Origin of the sequence: Paenibacillus sp. BR1-192 (assembly GCF_029542445.1) — a bacterium.
GTDB lineage: Bacteria > Bacillota > Bacilli > Paenibacillales > Paenibacillaceae > Paenibacillus_AQ > Paenibacillus_AQ lautus_A.
On record NZ_CP120718.1, the window covers coordinates 5,059,026 to 5,076,767 of the forward strand.

Below are 17,742 nucleotides of genomic sequence, written 5' to 3' on the forward strand. Positions count from 1 at the left end.
AACCTAAATGATGCAGCGCGGTCTACAGATATTCGCCGAAATAAAACTGCAGCGCTTCAGTGGAATATCCGTCGCTTCCCTGCCACTCCGACATCGAGAAGAAATCGTCGTCCCTTCTCGGACGCGTGCGGGGCGTATCCTTCGGAACCAGCACGCCGGCATATCCCAGAATTTCCATCAGCACGTCTCGTTCATGCTTGCTTGAAGGCAGAACATCCTTCAAGCGCTTCTCAAGATGACGCGGGCTTTCTGATTCGGCGCATCCGTCGACGGCTGTCATCAGCTTCCTCAGAATGGCGATATCCTCCTCGTCCACCGTCAGGCCCTCCTCATGGCTCAACAGCTCCAGATCGAGCCAGCAGTAGAGCAGCTGATTCAAGCGGATGCCTCCCCATTTGACCCGTTCGAAATTCAGCACGTTCAGGTCGGCATTCACGTAATTCCGGTCGGACTGGAGCCCGGCATGGTTACAATCTCCGCAGCTGCTGTAATTCGGCATGGCCGAGCGTCGTTCTTCGTACTGATGCAGAGGCAGGCGCGATGTAAGCGCCCAACTGGAAAGCGCGCTTCGCAGATGCACTTGTCTCGTGGACAGGCTGTGCAGAAATGCGGCAGCAACCCTTTCTTTAGTAACCGTCTTATGTAAGCTATGAAGCCGCTGGTTCAGCTCATCATGTCCGATGGTGATGGGGTCGAACATCAGCCTCATGCTCTTCGCGTAATCAAAGTCCTCCCCGACGAACGGCAAAGGACTGCTTTTCCAGCCGCTGGATGACCAGAACGTTTGAAGTAAAACCTTTTTCGCCTTTTTGTCCACAGCTTCCACTTCCCATTTTTTTCTTGTCCCTATCATAACAAAATCTTCCTATAAAGCGAAGACGATCGAAATCTGACTGAGTTGGATTGAAGCCGTGAGACTATGAAAACTACGAGTTATATCATGTAATGAATAATGATGAATTTATTCTTAATATTTCTCCGAATAATCATTATAATGATATAATGTTTCAAATAACCCTATCCTTGTTGATCAAATCGGAATTTCGCATGACATGAAAAGAATGAAATGGTGGATGCACCCAAAATGACCATTCACAACCTCAAATCATTCATCGTATCCACTTTCACTTTCCGAATAAACTGGAATCACTTTAAGTCGAAGCTGCTCTTAAGATACGTTCTGTCTTATATTCTGATCTTCCTGATTCCTCTGACGGGAGTAACGATGTTTGTTTATGATAGCGCTGTCAGCGGGCTTCGTACCGAGATCGAACAATCCAACATCAATCAATTGAACCAGGTGTCAATGACCATCGACTCCCGTATCGCGGAGCTTCGGGAGCTTTCCGGCCGGATCGCTTACGACAGACGCTTAACCCCTTATATGGTCCGTGATGATTATTACAGAGTGGAAGCCATACAAGCTTTGGCCAACTATAAGGCAAACAGCAGCATCATTGAAGACATCTTCTTATACTATCATAACGACCCGATTATCTACTCTTACCGCGGACTGACGAATGTTAACGTTGCGTTCGACTCCTTCTATCGTTATGAGAACTGGAGTCTGGAAGATGTCACCCTTGCGCTGAACGAAACGAATCAGATGGTAATACGGCCGGCCGAGAATGTTACGATCAACAACTCCAGGCAGGAGACGATGCTGACCATCATCGTACCGATCAAGCCCAATGCCCCCTATCCGTACGGAAGCGTCGTATATATGGTGAAAGAGTCCAATCTTACCGGGGTCATGGATTCCATTCTTAGCGATTTCACCGGGAGCAGCTACATTCTCAATCAAAATGATGAAGTGCTTACAGCGAGCAATCATGGCGTAACCCTGTCTCAGGAGCACCTTGGAACATTGGCTGCGCTTGATGCCGGCATACACAATCTCTCCCTGAATAATGACAAGTATTCCGTCGTATCCGTCAAATCCGGGGAGAATGGCTGGAACTACATGACCATCATGCCAAGCTACCAGTTCTTCAGCCGGGTCGCTCATGTACAGACGCTCATTCTGCTGGTGTTTGGCATCGCCGTCATAACCGGAGTGCTTGCCGCTTTTGTGCTGGCTAGACGCCAATATCACCCGATTAAGGATTTGATGGAATTCGCCAAGCTCAGAGTTAGCGATTCCCCAGAGCCCAAAACGCGCAATGAATGGGAATGGATTCGTCAGACCCTTCACGATTACAGCACCCGGATCGATATGCAGGAGCCCTTCGTGCGCAACCAATGCATGCTGCTTCTGCTGAAGCACGGAAAGCCGGATGATCCCGAAATCGAGCGAATGATCGCCGGAGTCGGACTGGAATCTCCCCAAGAACAAGTCATTTATTTCTGTGTGATTCTGTCCTGGGAAGAAAACGATGCGGCCGAGGAAGTCGTCCAGAAGGATCGTCAGCAGGTGCATGAAATTCTCAGCCATGTTGAACCATCAGGGCTTCAAGCGAATATCTATGGCGTTGAATTCTCAGCCGATAATCAATTTGCGCTGATCGTATCGCTTCCTGACCCTGGTCAAGATTCGCTGAAGCTCCGGATGGAGCAGATCATTCGCGCGGTCCAGGGATTGATCTCCGAGAACACTCGGCTCGATCCGAGCATGGGCGTAGGTACGCCCTACCGGGATTTGGGGCAGCTGAACCAATCCTTCATCGAAGCCGCAACCGCACTCGAGCACCGAATGGTCGGCAGCAGCCGGATCACCTATTTCGACCAGTTGGCAGAGCAGAATCATCCTGTCGCCAAAGGCGTATGGCTTCCAAGAAAGTCTTTGCTCAAGCTGGAGCAAAGCCTAAAGCAAGGCAACGAGTCGGTGGCTGTGCAGATGATCGCCGAGATGATGGAGACCATCCGCAGCGAACCGCTGCAAATTCATCTGCTGCGCTGTATTTGCTTCGATCTGCTGAACGCGCTGCTTCGGTCCGCCTCTGAGGTTGGAATGAACGAAGCATTCAGCAGCATCTCGGACTATACGTCGTTTGAGACGCTGGAGGAATTTGAGGACAAGCTGTTGTCGCTCACGACAGAGGTTTGCGAGAAGGTTGAACGGAACCATGAGCAAGCAGCGCCAAAACTGATCGATGATATCGTACATTATGTAAATCAGCAGTTTGCGGACTATACGCTCAGCCTGGAGCATGTTGCCCTTAAATTTTCCGTCTCTACCTCTTACTTAAGCCGCAGCTTCAAAGAGAAGACCGGGATCAGTTTCTCGCAGTATATCTGGAAGAGGCGTACGGAGGAAGTCATTCGGCTGCTTGTGACGACAAGCGCTCCCCTGAAGGAAATCATCGAACAGGTGGGCTACCTGGATGCACCCAATTTCATCCGCAAATTCAAGAAAGAAACCGGGCTTACGCCCGGTCAGTACCGCAAACAACATCGTTCGAATAGGCTGGATATATAACAGAAGGGCCCTTTAGGAGAACTTGTCTCGAAAGGGCCCGGATGCTTCTACTTCACTCACTGCGGTTCGTTCAAGACATGCTCTACCAGCTCATCGACCGGCACGGTAGCCAGTGCAATTGCTGTGTCGGTCACACCATAATAGATATAGAGCAGACCGTCTTTGACCACGTTTCCTGTCGGGAACACCACATTCGGAATTTGATAACCGAATTTCTCGTAATAGGTTTCCGGTTCCATAATGTAATTCTTCGTTCTTGCTATGACCTTCTCAGGGTTGTTCAGGTCAAGAAGCATCGCCCCAACACGGTAAACGACCTGATCATCAACGCCGTGGTAAAGGACCAGCCAGCCTTTATCGGTTCGCACAGGCGGCGTGGCTCCGCCGATTTTCCTGGATTCCCACGCCGGATTCTCGGCTTTGGCCAGAAGCTTCGGCTCTTCCCAATGAACCAGATCCTCGGAGTACGTAATCCATATCGCCGCGCTGTCCGTTCCGTAAGCTGCACCCACGTATTCCTCCGGACGGCGCAGCAATACATACTTTCCGTTAATCTTCTCAGGGAACAAAATGTTGTCGCGGTCATTGATATCGAGCGGTGTCGTATCGGCAACGAACTCCCAGTCGATCAGATTGTCCGACTTCACGATCGAAGAGCGAGTGAGCCAGTGGCCCTCCTCCTCCCCCCAGCCGTCCGGATATTTGGGAATCGACCGCTCCGGTATCCCCGCTCCCGTCGGATAGTAACTCATGGCGCATGGCCTAAGGGCATAGTTTAGAAAGTACGTGCCGTCGATTTTGACAATCCGCGGGTCCTGGACGCTTCCATATGGAAAGCCCAGCATGTCAGGCGTCACGATCGGCTCGTCTTTCACGTGCGTAAAATTCACCCCGTCTTCGCTCTCCAGCAGTCCCAAAACGTTCTTGCAAGGCGTTAGCGAGCCTGCGGTTCGCTCAATCATGTAAAACTTCCCGTTGTCTATAATAACCGCAGGATTGAATACGGTGACTTTACGCCATTCGTACGTTCCTGGAACGACGATCGGATTGTTCGGATGTCTCGTCATTTTCATAGGCTATGCCTCCACATTTGTATAATATTCAGGAGATTTATCAGGCCCTCTATCATTCTATGTTTAGCTCGACTTCCAGCGGTCATATGCGCCTTGATAGATTTCAACAACTCGGTCGGCACCCATTTTCTTCATCGTGTTCAGATAGTTATCCCAATTGGACAACGGTTCTGCGCCGGTTATGAATTTCGCCTCCATCTGTTGTACATACGTGCTCAGATCCGAGTTCAGGCTGTTGATCTCGGTTTGCTCTTCCACGGTAAGGAACAAGGCAGGGAACGGAGGTCTTGCTCCCCGATCGAGCAGTTTCTCCTTCGTTTCCTTTTCAACCCACAGATCAAAGTCGGTCTTCAATCCTTTATTGATATCGTCCGTGTTGATGGTAGGAGCCGGAATGCCGTAGTTTGGCGTCAAAGTCGCGCGGTAATCCTCCATCTCCATGCCGTCCGGCACAGACAAATAGCGTTTCACGCGATTGGCTTCATCCGTGTACTCCCACAGCATCCCTTCCGGTCCTTTGTTGAAAAAAAGCGACCCTTCATAAGAGTAAAGGTAGTCCACCCAACGGATCGATGCTTCAGGAGCAGGATTGGTAGCCGAAATGGCAAAAGCCCCTGTCGTAATCCCTCTGTTCTTGGCGATGGCCGGCTTGTCTACCAAATCGCTTTTCACCGGAGCGAACATCGGATCCTTGGTGGACGGTTCTCCGCCTTTGGTCATGTAAGCATGCCAGTCGGAGAACAGGGCCACCTGATTGTTCTGTGCCTTGGCCTTTTTCTGTTCTGCGGTTTGCGAGAAGCTTTCATGGTCAAGCAGATCCTCTTTCCAAAGACGGTTCATATAGGCCAGATACTCTCGGAAGCCTTCTTCTATCGGGGTATAATGAACAACATCCGCATCGTCTACATAAATTTCGTCTTCATAAACGCCGAAAGCGCCAAGAAGCCAAGTACGCAAATCACGAGCATTGGTCGTAGCCGTCGATACGGAAGAGATCGGGATTTCATCGGCGACTCCATTGCCGTTCGGATCCTCTTCTTTTACCCGCTTCAGGAAGGTGTAGAGCTCCTCGGTCGTCTCCGGAAGCTTGTCGATATTCAGCGCCTCCAGGAAATCACCGTTGTACCACAGCGGGTTGCGATACCAGTGCTGGCTTAAATCGACCGCAGGCAAAGAGTAAATATGCCCATCCGGAGCCGTAATGGATTTACGAATCTCCGGAATTTCGTCCATCAGCGCCTTGAAGTTCGGAGCATATTCCTCGATGAGCTCCTCCAGCGGAATCAGAATACCCTGCTCGCCATAGTTCATCTGTTCGGCCGCGGTCAACCCTGCAGCATAGAAGACATCCGGGTAATCGCCGCTGGCAAATACGAGATTCTTCTTCGTATCAAAGCTATCCTTCGGTGCGTTCAAGTATCGGAACGAAATGCCCGTCTTTTCCTCCATCTGCTGCAGCACGACCATATCCTTCCAGTTCTGAACGCCGACATCAGGTGCCATCATGGTCAGCGTAATCGGTTCATTCATAATCGGGAAGCCTTCCTTATTCACGGCGGCTGCTTCCGTTGACTTTGTTCCGGCAGATTTCGTATCGCCGGCCGAACCGCATCCGGCGAGCAGGGACAGGGCTGTCATCCCCGTCAACACCAGCTTCCAAGGTTTGCTTGTCATCTTCATCCATGTTTCCTCCCTTTGCATACTCAAGCTCATATCTTATAAAACGCTTTCATTCATCATCCTTTTACAGAGCCGATCATGACCCCTTGGACAAAGTATCGCTGTAAAAAAGGATAGAGAGCCACAATCGGCAGAGTAGATACTACGATAACCCCGTATTTGATCAATGATGCGGTTTCGGCTTTGGAATTCATTGCCCTGGCGGCATCCCCGCTGATTCCGGCGCCGGTCGTCTCCGCCGTCATTTCCTGAAGAACCAGAATCTGCCGCAGCACCATCTGCAGAGGATACTTGCTCTCATCGTTGAGATAGATCAGAGCCGGAAAATAGCTGTTCCAGTGACTGACCCCGTAAAATAATGCCATGACTGCAATAATCGGCGCGGACAGCGGCAGAATAATGCGGACGAACAGCTTCAGGTTGGTACAGCCGTCCATATATGCCGCTTCCTGCAGTTCCTTGGGAATCGTCGTCTGGAAGAACGTCCGGGCAACGATGATATTCCATACCGATGCTGCTACGGGAAGAATGAGCGCCCCCATCGTGTTGATCAGCCCCAAATTCCGGACGACGAGATACGTGGGCACAAGCCCTCCGGTAAAGAACATCGTGAACAGAATAAATCCCAAGAACAATTGACGGCCGACCAAATCCGACCTGCTGAGGGCATAAGCTGCAGGCAGTGTCACGGCCAGGTTCAACAGCGTTCCTATTCCAGTATAGACGATCGTGTTCAGATATCCGTTCCAAATCTTCGGATTTTCGAAGACCAGCTGGTATCCGGCCCAGGTAATCTCCTTGGGAAACAGCCACATCGCACCGGAATTCACCTGCTGCGGGCTGCTGATCGATGCGCTGAGAATATAAACGAGCGGATACAGAACAACAATCAGGGCGATGCATAAATAGATATAAACGCTGCCGAGAAAAATCTTGTCCCACTTCGATTCCTTCATCGCGGTAACCAATGCACTTTCCTCCTTTCTACCATAGGCTGTTCTCGCTGGTGCGTCTGGCAATCCGGTTGACCGTTACCAATAGAATGACGTTGATCACGGAGTTGAACAGGCCAACGGCTGTCGAGAAGCTGTACTGCGCGTCGACCAGACCGGTCCGGTAAACATAAGTTGAAATGACATCGGAAGATTCCATATTCAGCGAGTTCTGCAGCAGCAGTATTTTTTCGAAGCCAATCGTAAGGATGTTGCCCATGTTCAAAATCAACAAAATGGTGATCGTTGGGAGTATGGCCGGGAGGTTGATGTGCAACAATCGTTTGAAACGACTGGCGCCATCCACAATCGCGGCTTCATGCTGCTGGGGATCGACCCCGGACAGCGCGGCCAGATAGATAATGGTCCCCCATCCGGTGCTTTGCCAGACCCCCGACAGAACGTACACGGTCTTGAACCACGCCGGATCCGACAGAAAGTTCGGCGCATCGATGCCCATCCATTTGATCAACTGGATCAGGATGCCTGTGGACGGCGATAAGAAGGTAATAATCATACCCGCCATGACAACAACGGATATAAAATGAGGCGCATACGTAACGGTCTGGACGATTTTCTTGAAGGGACCCGTCCGGATTTCGTTGAAAGCGAGCGCCAGGATGATCGGCAGCGGAAACCCGATGATCAGCTCGTAGAAGCTGAGGCTGAACGTATTCCAGAGCAGATCCCAGAAATAGTAGGAATTGAAGAAACGCTCGAAATGATCGAAGCCCACCCATGGGCTGTCCATGATTCCTTTGCTAGGGATAAAGTTCTTGAAGGCAATCTGGATGCCGTACATGGGCGCATAGTGAAATACAAGGAAATACAGTAAGGCCGGCACCAAGAACAGATAGAGCTCCCAGTTCACCCTGATTCGTTTACCAAGAGACGTTTGGTTTACACCTGGATTAGACGGCTTCGTTTCGCGATGGATGGAACGTCTTTCGGATATCACAGCAAGCAGTCTTTTTCCCTTCATGTTTCCCCTCCTTTCTTACATATCGATTCATGTCAGGTTATCTGGTTCACTCACGTACATCACGTTTCAGTGATTAACAGGTAACGCTTACATTCCAAAGTGTAGAGAAGACAGCATGACATCGTAAATGTGTAAGATGTGCATTGTCACCCGTCTGTCCGGCGAAATCCCGCTGCTGTCCTTTATTTTTCATCCGAATCTCCGAGATTTTTGATCATAGTTAATACGGAGTATGTGTAACATATGAACCTGTTATCAGGATTCATATGTTACATATTGTGCTCCATCAAGCGTTGTGCGAACATGGCCTACGAACACCGAATATGCGTTAACTCGCACGAGAACAAGGAAGGGCAGAATGAAAATGTCTCTGTCCATTTCATTCCCTTTGACCATTCACCTATCCAAATAAAAAAAACCACCAACTTTAATTGGTGGTTTTTTTATGAATTCTTTTAGTTAGTAGTAGTAGTAGCGTAGTAGCTTATTGCTGTCTTTCTTGCTTCGGAATTACTTCATCACTTTAGCCAGCTCGGTGAAAATAACCCCGAGCGCATACGCGCCCGCATCCGGGTATCCGATGCTGCGTTCCCCAACCGTGCCCGCTCTACCCATTCGGGCAACGATATCCGCCGTCTTCTGCGCGCCGAGCACCGCCGCTTCGGCCGCTTTGATCGCTGCCGGCTTCATGTCTTCGCCTTGCTCTCCACTCTGCGTCCAGGCATCCGCGAACGGCACGAGCGCATCGATCAGCGTCTTATCGCCGACGACGGCTCCTCTTCCGAAGGATCTTTCGCCCGTATCCTGGATTCCTTTGACGACGGCCTGCATCATCTCCGCAACCTCATGAACGGACAGCTCCTGTCTCTGCCCTGCATATTTGCTTGCGGCTCGGAACGCCGATCCCCAGATCGGTCCCGAAGCCCCGCCGCAGTGCTCCATAATGATCATCGAGCAGGCGTCGAGGAAATCGCCGATATCGCGAAGGTGATGGGTAAGCAGATCGTTCCACTCCGATTTTAGCTGCTTGAAGCCCTTGGCGACGCTCATCCCGAAATCGCCGTCTCCCGCATGGGCGTCGAGCTCGCAGAACGGCACCTCGTTCTCGATGATGACCTCGCTCATCTGATCGATCAGGTACACGATATTTTGCAAGGATAACCGGTTGTTCTTAATCACCGCTGCCGCGGCATCCGTATTGTTTTTATAAGATACCGTGCCTTCTGACTTCTCTTGTGGAATCACCTCGGTATAATTCACGGGCTCGAATGCGCCCTTGACCGTTAGTGCCGGCGTATCGCATGGCGCAGACAGCCACTTCTTGAGCGTCTCGTCCAGCTTCATGATCGTTACCGAGGCACCGGCCATATCGATGCTGGTCATATAGTTGCCGACAAATCCTTTGAATACCCGCTTGTTTCGAGCCGTCAATTCACTCGTCACGGAATTGTTCAGCAAATACAGCTCCTGCAGCGGCGTGCCGCCAAACCCGTTGATCAGTACGGCAACTTCGGCTTCCGAAGCATCATCCAGCTCCAGGTTATCCAGCAAAGACGTAACCATCCGCTGCGCCAGCTCATCCGCTGGAACGGCTTTCTCCCTGCGGATTCCCGGTTCGCCGTGAATGCCGACGCCATATTCCATCTCGCCATCCTCGATCTGAAACGTCGGGGTACCTTTCGCGGGAACGGTGCAGGAGCTAAACGCGAAGCCGATGCTGCGGACATGGTTGATCGCATGCTGCGCCGCTTCTTTCACTTCCGGCAGGGACAGTCCCGCTTCCGCGGCCGCTCCGGCCACCTTATGAACGAGCACCGTTCCGGCAACTCCTCTTCTCCCAACCGTGTAGAGGCTGTCTTCCACGGCGATGTCATCGTCCACCTTAACGTAATCCACTTCAATGCCGTCTTCGCCTGCGAGATGGGCGGCATTCTTGAAGTTCATGATGTCGCCGCTGTAGTTCTTGATAATAAGCAGCGTCCCCTTATCGCTGGCGGAGCTGCGGATCGCTTGGTACACCTGGATTTGGGATGGGGAAGCAAATACGTCCCCGCAAACCGCCGCATCCAGCATCCCGGTTCCCACAAATCCGGCATGGGCCGGTTCGTGCCCGCTTCCGCCGCCGCTGATCAGGGTGACTTTACCTTGATTGATCTCTTTTTTGGAAATTACTTTGTATTTAGGGTCGAACGCCAGCTCGGGATGCGCCAGTACCAGCCCATTACACATTTCCCGAACCAAGGTTTCCGGTTTGTTCATGATTTTCTTCATCTTAGATCTCCTTGCTTGATTTATATTGACGGCCCAACTGGTCAGCCGCCATAATGGCCGATGCTACCGCTTCCTCCGAAATCGGGAACGGCATCGAATGAATGGATTCCTCGGCAATGCATGCCTTCTTGGCAACCTCAAGCAATTCCTCGTAAGTGACATGCTCTACGCCGATGTCCGCCAGGCATACGGGAAGACCGATCGACAGACAGAAATCCAGCACTTCCTTCATTTCATCCTGTTCCGCATTCTCAAGCACCAATTGGGCAATCGTGCTGAAGGCTACCTTCTCGCCGTGATAATAATGGTGCGTTCCTTCCAAAGCCGTCAAGCCATTGTGAATCGCATGAATCGCTGCCAAACCGCCGCTCTCGAAGCCCAAACCCGATAACAGAATATTCGTCTCGATGATATTCTCCAGCGCAGGCGTCACGATGTTCTGATCGCAGGCCAGTTTCGCCCGATATCCGTTCTCGAGCAGGGTGTCATAGCATAGCTTGGCAAGTCCCAACGCGGTGATCGTTCCCTTGGCCTCGCCGCCGCACGGCAAACCGGCATTGACATTGGAGTACGATTGAGCCGTCGCTCTTGCTTCGAAATAAGTCGAGAGCGCATCCCCCATTCCAGCAACAAGGAATCGAGTTGGCGCTTTCGCAATAACCGTTGTATCGATCATGACGACGCTTGGGCTTTGCTTAAAATAAGCGTAATCGTCGAATTCGCCTTCGGGGGTATAGAGAACCGCCGAATGGCTTGTCGGTGCATCCGTTGCCGCAATCGTCGGAACGATAATCAGTGCCTCGCCTTCGGCTACGCATTTTGCCGTATCGATCGCTTTGCCTCCGCCGAGGCCAATCGTGCAGGCACATTGATGCTCCTTGGCCAATGCCTGCAATCTGGCAACCTCCTCCCGGGAGCATTCTCCACGGAATCCGCTTTCAACGAGCGTTATATTAAATGTCTGTTTCGTTGCGTCCAGCTTGTCTTTCACGCGGGCAACGTCATCCGGATGGGCGATCAGCAGCGCGGAATCTCCGAATGTTTTAACGAAATATCCCAGATTCAACAGTTCGTTCTCACCTTGCACATATTTTGTCGGACTGATAAATGCCCTTCTCATTTTTCATTCCTCCTAATTTGACTATATGTATTATTATAGGTTGTGCTCATTCGGGAAGCATGAAACAATGAGATCGGAATAAAGCGTTTTCTTATCGTGTTTTTTTGTCATCTAGATGGCAAATTGTATTATCTTGTCCTTTAGTAGAGTTATTCGCTATAATGATGAATAGAATTTCTATTACGTTCATAGGAGAATATCGTCATGTCCAAATCCCGGTTCGATTTAGAAGAAATCATCGATTTGGAGAAATGGGAGAAGCTGCAGGATTCCTTATCGCTTGTGACCAAAATGGCGATCCTTACGGTCGATTACAAGGGCGTTCCCGTGACCAAGCACAGCTACTGCCAGCCTTTCTGCCAAGGCGTGCGCCAGGATGGCCATCTCTCGCAGTATTGCCAAAAATGCGATGCGCGAGCCGGCATTGAAGCGGTTCGCCAGAACAAGCCATACATCTATCTGTGCCATTTTAACATTATCGATATCGCCATTCCGATCATCATCGATAACCAATATCTTGGCGCGATCATGGCCGGACAGCTCAAGCTCCGGGAGCCTGACGCGCCGATGCTGGAGCAGATCGTGTCCCGGCCGCCCAATGTGGAGTCAAACCGGAAGTTCAAGGAGCTCGAAGGGGATTACAACGCCCTGCCAGTCCTGTCATACGAGGAAGTAACAAGGTGCGTGGATCTGCTGCTGCAATTGAGCACGTATATCGTGGAGGAAGCCATTCAAAAGCATACCACGGTGGATATGTACAAAAAAGTGCTCACGTCTAACATGGACGCGCCAGTGTCGGTTGAAACGCTGAGCGAGTCCGATCGCGCGGTCCGCAGCATTCAATCCATCCAGCAGGAGCTGTCAGGGGCGCTGATCGACACCAAATTGAAGAATGGCGCCGGGCGGTTTGCTTCTTCGAATCCGGTGCTTCAGCCCGCGTTTGATTACATTTTTACGCACAAGCATGAAAACTTCAGCCTGAAGGAGATGGCCAAGCTGTGCCACATCAGCCCCAGCTATTTCAGCCGTATATTTACGAAAGAGACCGGGGAGAATTTCTCCGTCTTCATCGCCCGGCTTAAGATTGAATGGGCCAAGCGGCTGCTGGAATCCACCGATTCGCCGATCCATCAAGTGAGCGATGATCTAGGCTTTTGCGACACGGGCTATTTCATCAAAACGTTCAAAAAGTTCGAGAACCTCACCCCGGCCGTGTACCGGAACATGTATGCCCGGATATCCGCGAAGTGATCGTTCCAGGCTGTCGACCATTCATGTAAATATCCCTTCGTGCATGCACGAAGGGATTTTTGCGATGGCCGTTATCCGGCCAAGCCCCGTTAACGGGGCTTGTTCTGATTCCGGTAGTCATCCACGACAATGGAATATAATTTCAGATCTTCATGTTTGCCTTTCACGAATATCGACTGTCTTATGATTCCCTCAAAGGTCATGCCGGCCTTTTCCATCACTCTGGCTGATCCTAGGTTTGACGGCAGACAGCTGGCTTCGATTCTAACCAGCTTCATTCGTTCAAATCCATAAGAGATGATGGTCCTGATCACTTCGGTCATGTAACCGCGATTCCAATAATCCTTGGACAAGGCATATCCCAGTTCTGCTTTGTCATGATGAACGTTCCAAGCCATAAATCCTGAAGTTCCGATGACCCTTCCGGTTTCTTTGTCCACGATTCCCCACGGGGCCACGGCATGATGGTCGTATTTTTGCAGCACCTTGTTTAGATAATGGCGGGTATCTTCCATCGTTTGATGCGTCGGCCAGGAGGTATATCTCGATACCTCATCATCCGATCCGTAACGAAAGATATCTGGCTCGTCCTCGCTTCTTAATTTTCTTAAAATCGTTCGGCCTGTTTCTAATGTTGGCAGATCCGAGAAGATATCCTCTATCCGCATGTCCCTCATCCCTCCAATGCCTTCAAAATATCCTTTATCAATAATTCCGGCATCCCATCACGATTGAATTCGTTCAAGCTGATGATGCCGACTTCCTTCCGATATTTAATTGCATCTATTTCAGGGTGACTCTCGACGGGTATCGTTCCTAGTACAATCCGGCGATCACTAATAATCTCATGTACCATGCTTTGAAAAGAGGCAGACAGCATCTGCATGAATCCCATTTCGTCAATGACGATGATTTTCTTGGAGTATAAGGCTTCCCGTAATTTATGAATAGCAAAATCCTCGAATTTCTCAACATCTACGCCGTACCTGCCAATTCGAATATGGCTGGGACTTTCCACATTTGCAATCTCTACGCTTTCTCCATCGACAGCCACGCATCTGAAACCGCTTCGATCGCCTGCATTCGTTATTTCCTCCGTATAAAAACCGCCGCAAAGATCAGGGCCGACGAGATGTATGAGTTTCTTGATCAGGGTCGTTTTGCCCATCCTCGGCTTCCCCGTGAGTAAAAATGCAGTTTTGGCATTCAGCGGTTTCCCGTCCAATCTGGACAGCAGTTTATACTGAGGCGGGTTCAAATCCCAAGTCTCATAAGGGACCGAACGCTCTTCACGGATGGCGTCCAACGTACGCGATTGAATGTGGGGCCTTTTTATGTATTCATCCAGGTTGGAATCTACCAAGTCTACGAATTTCGCTTCCACAATTTCTTCGGGTTGAACGGTTATTTCTCCGCTGACGTATTCCGCATGAAAAACGACGGACAACACGTGCAGCCTCTCATTGTAGTAGACTCCTGAAATGCCTAAAGGGCGTATAACCACGCCGCCCGTCTCCTCCAGAAACTTCCGGCACACGGCTTGATCCAGCGGCTCCCCGGCATCAACGAAGCCTCCGGGCAGTTCCCACGTATCCGAACGCAAATGCGTCCGAACCATCAGCACATGTCCGTCTTTATTCTTCACTAAAGCTGAAACAGCAACCAAATGCTTTGACTGCTCAAACATCGATTAACACCGCCATTTCCATGTTTTATCTATCATTTCAATGACTGATCAAGTGAAGAATTCGTTTGAGGCATTTCTGTTTTTCCATCATTATACATTATATTCCGATCTCCAGCATTTTCGCCCTCACATGCTCAACCCTGCAATCCACATCCGTTCCGTCGTACTTGGGAAGCTTGAGTTCACTGACCATGTTCCCGTCGCGCATAAACATAATGCGCTCCGTCCGGGCCGCCACGTTAGCGTCATGCGTTACAAGCATGACCGCCGTGCCTTCCGCGTTGATTTCGGAGAAAATGTCCATGATTTCCTGCGCCGATTTGGAGTTGAGCGCGCCCGTAGGCTCATCGCCAAAAATGATTCTCGGGCTGTTCATCAGCGCCCGGCAGATTCCCGCACGCTGAAGCTGTCCTCCCGAAACCTGAGTGATGTCTCGCTTTTCCAGCTCTCCGATTCCCACCCTGTTCATAAGAGTTCTTGCTTTTTTTGTTATGGATGCAACGTTTTTTCGTTGGTCCCGCATGGATGGAAGAATGATATTATCGAGGATATTGAGGTTTTTCAGCATCGTTGGCTGCTGGAAGACAAACCCCATATGGGTCCTCCGTATATCTGAAAGCTCATTCTCCGAGGCTGCCGATAAATCCTTGCCGTCAAAAAAGACCGTTCCGCCATTCACGCCATCCGTCCCGCTCAATGCAAACATGAACGTTGATTTTCCCGAACCCGAAGGCCCCATAACCGAAACGAACTCGCCCTCGTGAATGTAGGCGGACACGCCGTCCAGAACACGGCGGTGCTCATCACCTTCGCCGAAAGATTTTACGATATCATCACAGATAATCAACTTTTTCATAAGTTACTCCTTCATATGTTCGGATATTTTGATTCGTCCCGCGCCAGAAACGCCGATCACGGTTGCGAAAAGCACCGCGCCGATCATCAACATGGGGCTGAACAGATACGCCGAAAGCGGATCGATCGCAAAATGAAATGTCGACGCTCCAAACGAGGAAATTGCGGCACCTGCAAGCATCTCACCGACCGTGTTGGCCAGAAGCGTTCCAACCATGATGCCGACAATCAGGACCAATACCGAACGCGAGACATACTGCACCTTCATATCCGAGTTCGTAAAGCCAAAGGCTTTCATGACGGCAATCGCATGCCGGTCCTTGGCAACCAGCATTTTCATAAACAGCAAGGTAACGAGAACCGCTATCATCAGCGCAACCGTAACGGCAGCGTTGGAGGCCGTTTTGACGGAGCTAATCGTCGAGCCGAACGTTTGCGATACAAAGTCGTCAACGTCCGAGATCTTTGCATAATCGAACCTCTCCGCATAGGCGGAGACCTTCTCATGGACAAGCGTTTGATCGGATAGCTCAGCGCAGACAATGCTCCACATCGTGTCCGCCGTATCGTCGGTGAATACAGCCTTTGCGGTTTTGCCGCCGTTGGTAATGTCGGAGTAGATTCCGCTTACCGTGAGGGCTTTCGCCTTCCCTTCGATCACCACCGTGATGATATCGCCGACCTTTTTGCCCATCTCATCGGCGTTTATCGCCGAAAGCGCAATCTCGTCTTCTGCGGGTGCTTTGCCCTTGGCATATGCTATAGGAAACACCGTATGGTCCCCAAGCTCGATTTTGATATTTTCCTCCGTCCCGTCTCCCGTTTTGATTTTGAATGTTTTGGTTGTAAGGACGGCTGTCTTTGTAATGGCAGGGTCGTTGTTCATCGTATATAGAATCTCGGCCGTTTTTTCCGACATTTGCTCGGTCTGCTGAATGTCAACCCGCATGTCGTAGCTTCCGATGCCCATATATTGAATAAAGCTTTTGGACGAGATCGTGTTGTGCAGGTTCTGCGGTACGATCATGATAAATGCCGAGATCACGATTACCGTCAGGCTTGTAGCGTAAAGTCTTTTCCTGGCGAGTACGTCTTTCATCCCGAGAAAAACATTGGTGCTAAACAGCCTGTTTCCGCTCAGATTAAAGCTTCCGGCGCCCGTGTTTTTCTCGGGTGAAGTGCCAAAGCGTATCGCTTCTGAAGCCGATATGGTCCGAAAGCGATTCAGAACTCTGCTTACATAGGCGATGATCGTCAGAAAGACAAGCAGTATGCCGGTGAGTCCGAACGGCAAGGCATAAGAAGAATGGCTGCTTTCTCCCATATAGAGACGTATGTTCTCAAGAAGCAATCCTTTGAAAGGCACCGAAAGGGCAAAGCCGAGAATACTGCCTGCCGCGGTAATCGCAGCATATTTCACGAGATAGATCTTTTTCATGTCGGAAACACGCAGCCCTATCGCCTTCATGACGCCGATTTCACGGTAATCGTCTTCGATTTTGGCTAAGAGGGTAAAGCGTATGCACATCAGAGATACCGCTACGACAAGAATGCTAACGAGAAGGATGACGCCGATCATCATCCCGTCGGAAAGGGCGTTCATCATTTGGAACAGCTTATAGGTAACCGTAGGTCCATTCGCTTCAAGACCCGCGGAAGCGTAGTCTGCTTCAAATGCGCCTAGCTCCGACAAATCCCTTAGTCTGAACTCAATCAAATATTCCGTACTGCCCGAGTTTTTGATCTCCGCGTAATCCTTGTCACTGACCAGAAAACGCTTGGAGGCGGAGAGCGTGGAATTCATCTGCGAATCGCGGAGGAATCCGGCAACGGTAAATGCCTTCCCGCTGATCACCGCAGCATCGCCAACCCTTGCCATATTGTCTCTCATATAATTTATGGGAACATATAACTCGCCGTCGTCCGCGTGAATGATGTTCCCGTCCAAATCAAGCAGATAATCGAATTTCTTGCTCTGTATGCTGAATCCGTTATCCTGAACGCTATGGGCAAGCGAATGCTCCCCTAACCGAATCCGCGCACCGTCCATGTTGAGAAATTCTGTCACTTGAAAATCTTCGACATTGCCGTGCTGCTCCGCAAAAGCTGCTAGCCGTTCAGTATCGATGTCACCCGAATGCATTTGCATAAAATGCGGGGTTTTGGCTTGCGTCATGAGTGTATGTACCGCTCCGGATAAATTTAAAATAAGCACGGCCGCGAGCGAAACCAGCATCGCTGCTGCCGCAACGAAGATCATGGTCATCAACATGATCCATTTGCTTTTGGATATATCCCTTCGGATGATTCTGAAATACATAAGGCCCCCCTGTGTTCAAGCATTTTAACCGATGTCTACCATAACAGCTTTCCTAAGATGAAGAGGAGAAAGGACTGCTTCTCTGCCGTCGCC

13 protein-coding genes are annotated in these 17,742 nt (G+C 50.4%); 2 read left to right on the top strand and 11 right to left on the bottom strand.

All coding sequences use genetic code 11. The annotated features are described in order from the left end of the window. Positions 1-22: 22 nt before the first annotated feature. Entirely contained in the window at positions 23-817 is a 795-nt protein-coding gene (locus P0X86_RS22730) for a hypothetical protein (RefSeq protein ID WP_213579859.1), read from the bottom strand. A 267-nt stretch (positions 818-1,084) separates the two neighbouring features. Here P0X86_RS22730 and P0X86_RS22735 point away from each other — a divergent pair, with 267 nt between their 5' ends. Continuing rightward, positions 1,085-3,418, top strand: coding sequence for a helix-turn-helix domain-containing protein (locus P0X86_RS22735; RefSeq protein WP_277746528.1), 2,334 nt, complete (start codon positions 1,085-1,087; stop codon positions 3,416-3,418). A 56-nt stretch (positions 3,419-3,474) separates the two neighbouring features. Here P0X86_RS22735 and P0X86_RS22740 read toward each other — a convergent pair whose 3' ends face one another. From P0X86_RS22740 to P0X86_RS22765, 6 genes are all read right to left on the bottom strand, one after another. After that, on the bottom strand, positions 3,475-4,491 hold the full coding sequence (locus P0X86_RS22740) for a glycoside hydrolase family 130 protein (protein WP_277746529.1): 1,017 nt from the start codon (positions 4,489-4,491) through the stop codon (positions 3,475-3,477). Between the two features lie 63 nt (positions 4,492-4,554). Then, on the bottom strand, positions 4,555-6,171 hold the full coding sequence (locus tag P0X86_RS22745; RefSeq protein WP_277746530.1) for an extracellular solute-binding protein: 1,617 nt from the start codon (positions 6,169-6,171) through the stop codon (positions 4,555-4,557). 56 nt (positions 6,172-6,227) lie between these two features. Then, positions 6,228-7,139, bottom strand: a complete 912-nt coding sequence (locus tag P0X86_RS22750) for a carbohydrate ABC transporter permease (RefSeq protein ID WP_009589981.1) — start codon at positions 7,137-7,139, stop codon at positions 6,228-6,230. Positions 7,140-7,155: 16 nt separating this feature from the next. Continuing rightward, positions 7,156-8,145, bottom strand: coding sequence for an ABC transporter permease (locus P0X86_RS22755; protein ID WP_213579320.1), 990 nt, complete (start codon positions 8,143-8,145; stop codon positions 7,156-7,158). A 510-nt stretch (positions 8,146-8,655) separates the two neighbouring features. After that, positions 8,656-10,416, bottom strand: coding sequence for a dihydroxyacetone kinase subunit DhaK (gene dhaK / locus P0X86_RS22760; protein ID WP_277746531.1), 1,761 nt, complete (start codon positions 10,414-10,416; stop codon positions 8,656-8,658). A 1-nt stretch (position 10,417) separates the two neighbouring features. Continuing rightward, positions 10,418-11,536, bottom strand: coding sequence for a glycerol dehydrogenase (locus P0X86_RS22765; RefSeq protein WP_096775963.1), 1,119 nt, complete (start codon positions 11,534-11,536; stop codon positions 10,418-10,420). Between the two features lie 204 nt (positions 11,537-11,740). On the opposite strand from P0X86_RS22765, the gene P0X86_RS22770 reads away from it, so the two are divergent. After that, positions 11,741-12,787, top strand: coding sequence for a PocR ligand-binding domain-containing protein (locus P0X86_RS22770; RefSeq protein WP_277746532.1), 1,047 nt, complete (start codon positions 11,741-11,743; stop codon positions 12,785-12,787). An 89-nt stretch (positions 12,788-12,876) separates the two neighbouring features. Here the strand turns inward: P0X86_RS22770 and P0X86_RS22775 are convergent, their stop codons facing one another. From P0X86_RS22775 to P0X86_RS22795, 4 genes are all read right to left on the bottom strand, one after another. After that, on the bottom strand, positions 12,877-13,455 hold the full coding sequence (locus P0X86_RS22775) for a GNAT family N-acetyltransferase (protein ID WP_192571108.1): 579 nt from the start codon (positions 13,453-13,455) through the stop codon (positions 12,877-12,879). A gap of 5 nt (positions 13,456-13,460) precedes the next feature. Beyond that, positions 13,461-14,474, bottom strand: coding sequence for a nucleoside-triphosphatase (locus P0X86_RS33190; protein ID WP_347177514.1), 1,014 nt, complete (start codon positions 14,472-14,474; stop codon positions 13,461-13,463). A 97-nt stretch (positions 14,475-14,571) separates the two neighbouring features. Next, complete coding sequence (locus P0X86_RS22790; RefSeq protein ID WP_277746533.1) at positions 14,572-15,330, bottom strand: ABC transporter ATP-binding protein; 759 nt, start codon at positions 15,328-15,330, stop codon at positions 14,572-14,574. Positions 15,331-15,333: 3 nt separating this feature from the next. Further along, on the bottom strand, positions 15,334-17,649 hold the full coding sequence (locus P0X86_RS22795) for an ABC transporter permease (protein ID WP_277746534.1): 2,316 nt from the start codon (positions 17,647-17,649) through the stop codon (positions 15,334-15,336). Positions 17,650-17,742: the final 93 nt, after the last annotated feature.

Excerpts from the sequence above, each read along its gene's own strand:
- P0X86_RS22735 (WP_277746528.1), top strand. The coding sequence starts at position 1,085 with ATGACCATTCACAACCTCAAATCATTCATCGTATCCACTTTCACTTTC.
- P0X86_RS22740 (WP_277746529.1), bottom strand. The coding sequence starts at position 4,491 with ATGAAAATGACGAGACATCCGAACAATCCGATCGTCGTTCCAGGAACG.
- P0X86_RS22745 (WP_277746530.1), bottom strand. The coding sequence starts at position 6,171 with ATGAAGATGACAAGCAAACCTTGGAAGCTGGTGTTGACGGGGATGACA.
- P0X86_RS22755 (WP_213579320.1), bottom strand. The coding sequence starts at position 8,145 with ATGAAGGGAAAAAGACTGCTTGCTGTGATATCCGAAAGACGTTCCATC.
- dhaK (WP_277746531.1), bottom strand. The coding sequence starts at position 10,416 with ATGAAGAAAATCATGAACAAACCGGAAACCTTGGTTCGGGAAATGTGT.
- P0X86_RS22765 (WP_096775963.1), bottom strand. The coding sequence starts at position 11,536 with ATGAGAAGGGCATTTATCAGTCCGACAAAATATGTGCAAGGTGAGAAC.
- P0X86_RS22770 (WP_277746532.1), top strand. The coding sequence starts at position 11,741 with ATGTCCAAATCCCGGTTCGATTTAGAAGAAATCATCGATTTGGAGAAA.
- P0X86_RS22775 (WP_192571108.1), bottom strand. The coding sequence starts at position 13,455 with ATGCGGATAGAGGATATCTTCTCGGATCTGCCAACATTAGAAACAGGC.
- P0X86_RS33190 (WP_347177514.1), bottom strand. The coding sequence starts at position 14,474 with ATGTTTGAGCAGTCAAAGCATTTGGTTGCTGTTTCAGCTTTAGTGAAG.
- P0X86_RS22790 (WP_277746533.1), bottom strand. The coding sequence starts at position 15,330 with ATGAAAAAGTTGATTATCTGTGATGATATCGTAAAATCTTTCGGCGAA.
- P0X86_RS22795 (WP_277746534.1), bottom strand. The coding sequence starts at position 17,649 with ATGTATTTCAGAATCATCCGAAGGGATATATCCAAAAGCAAATGGATC.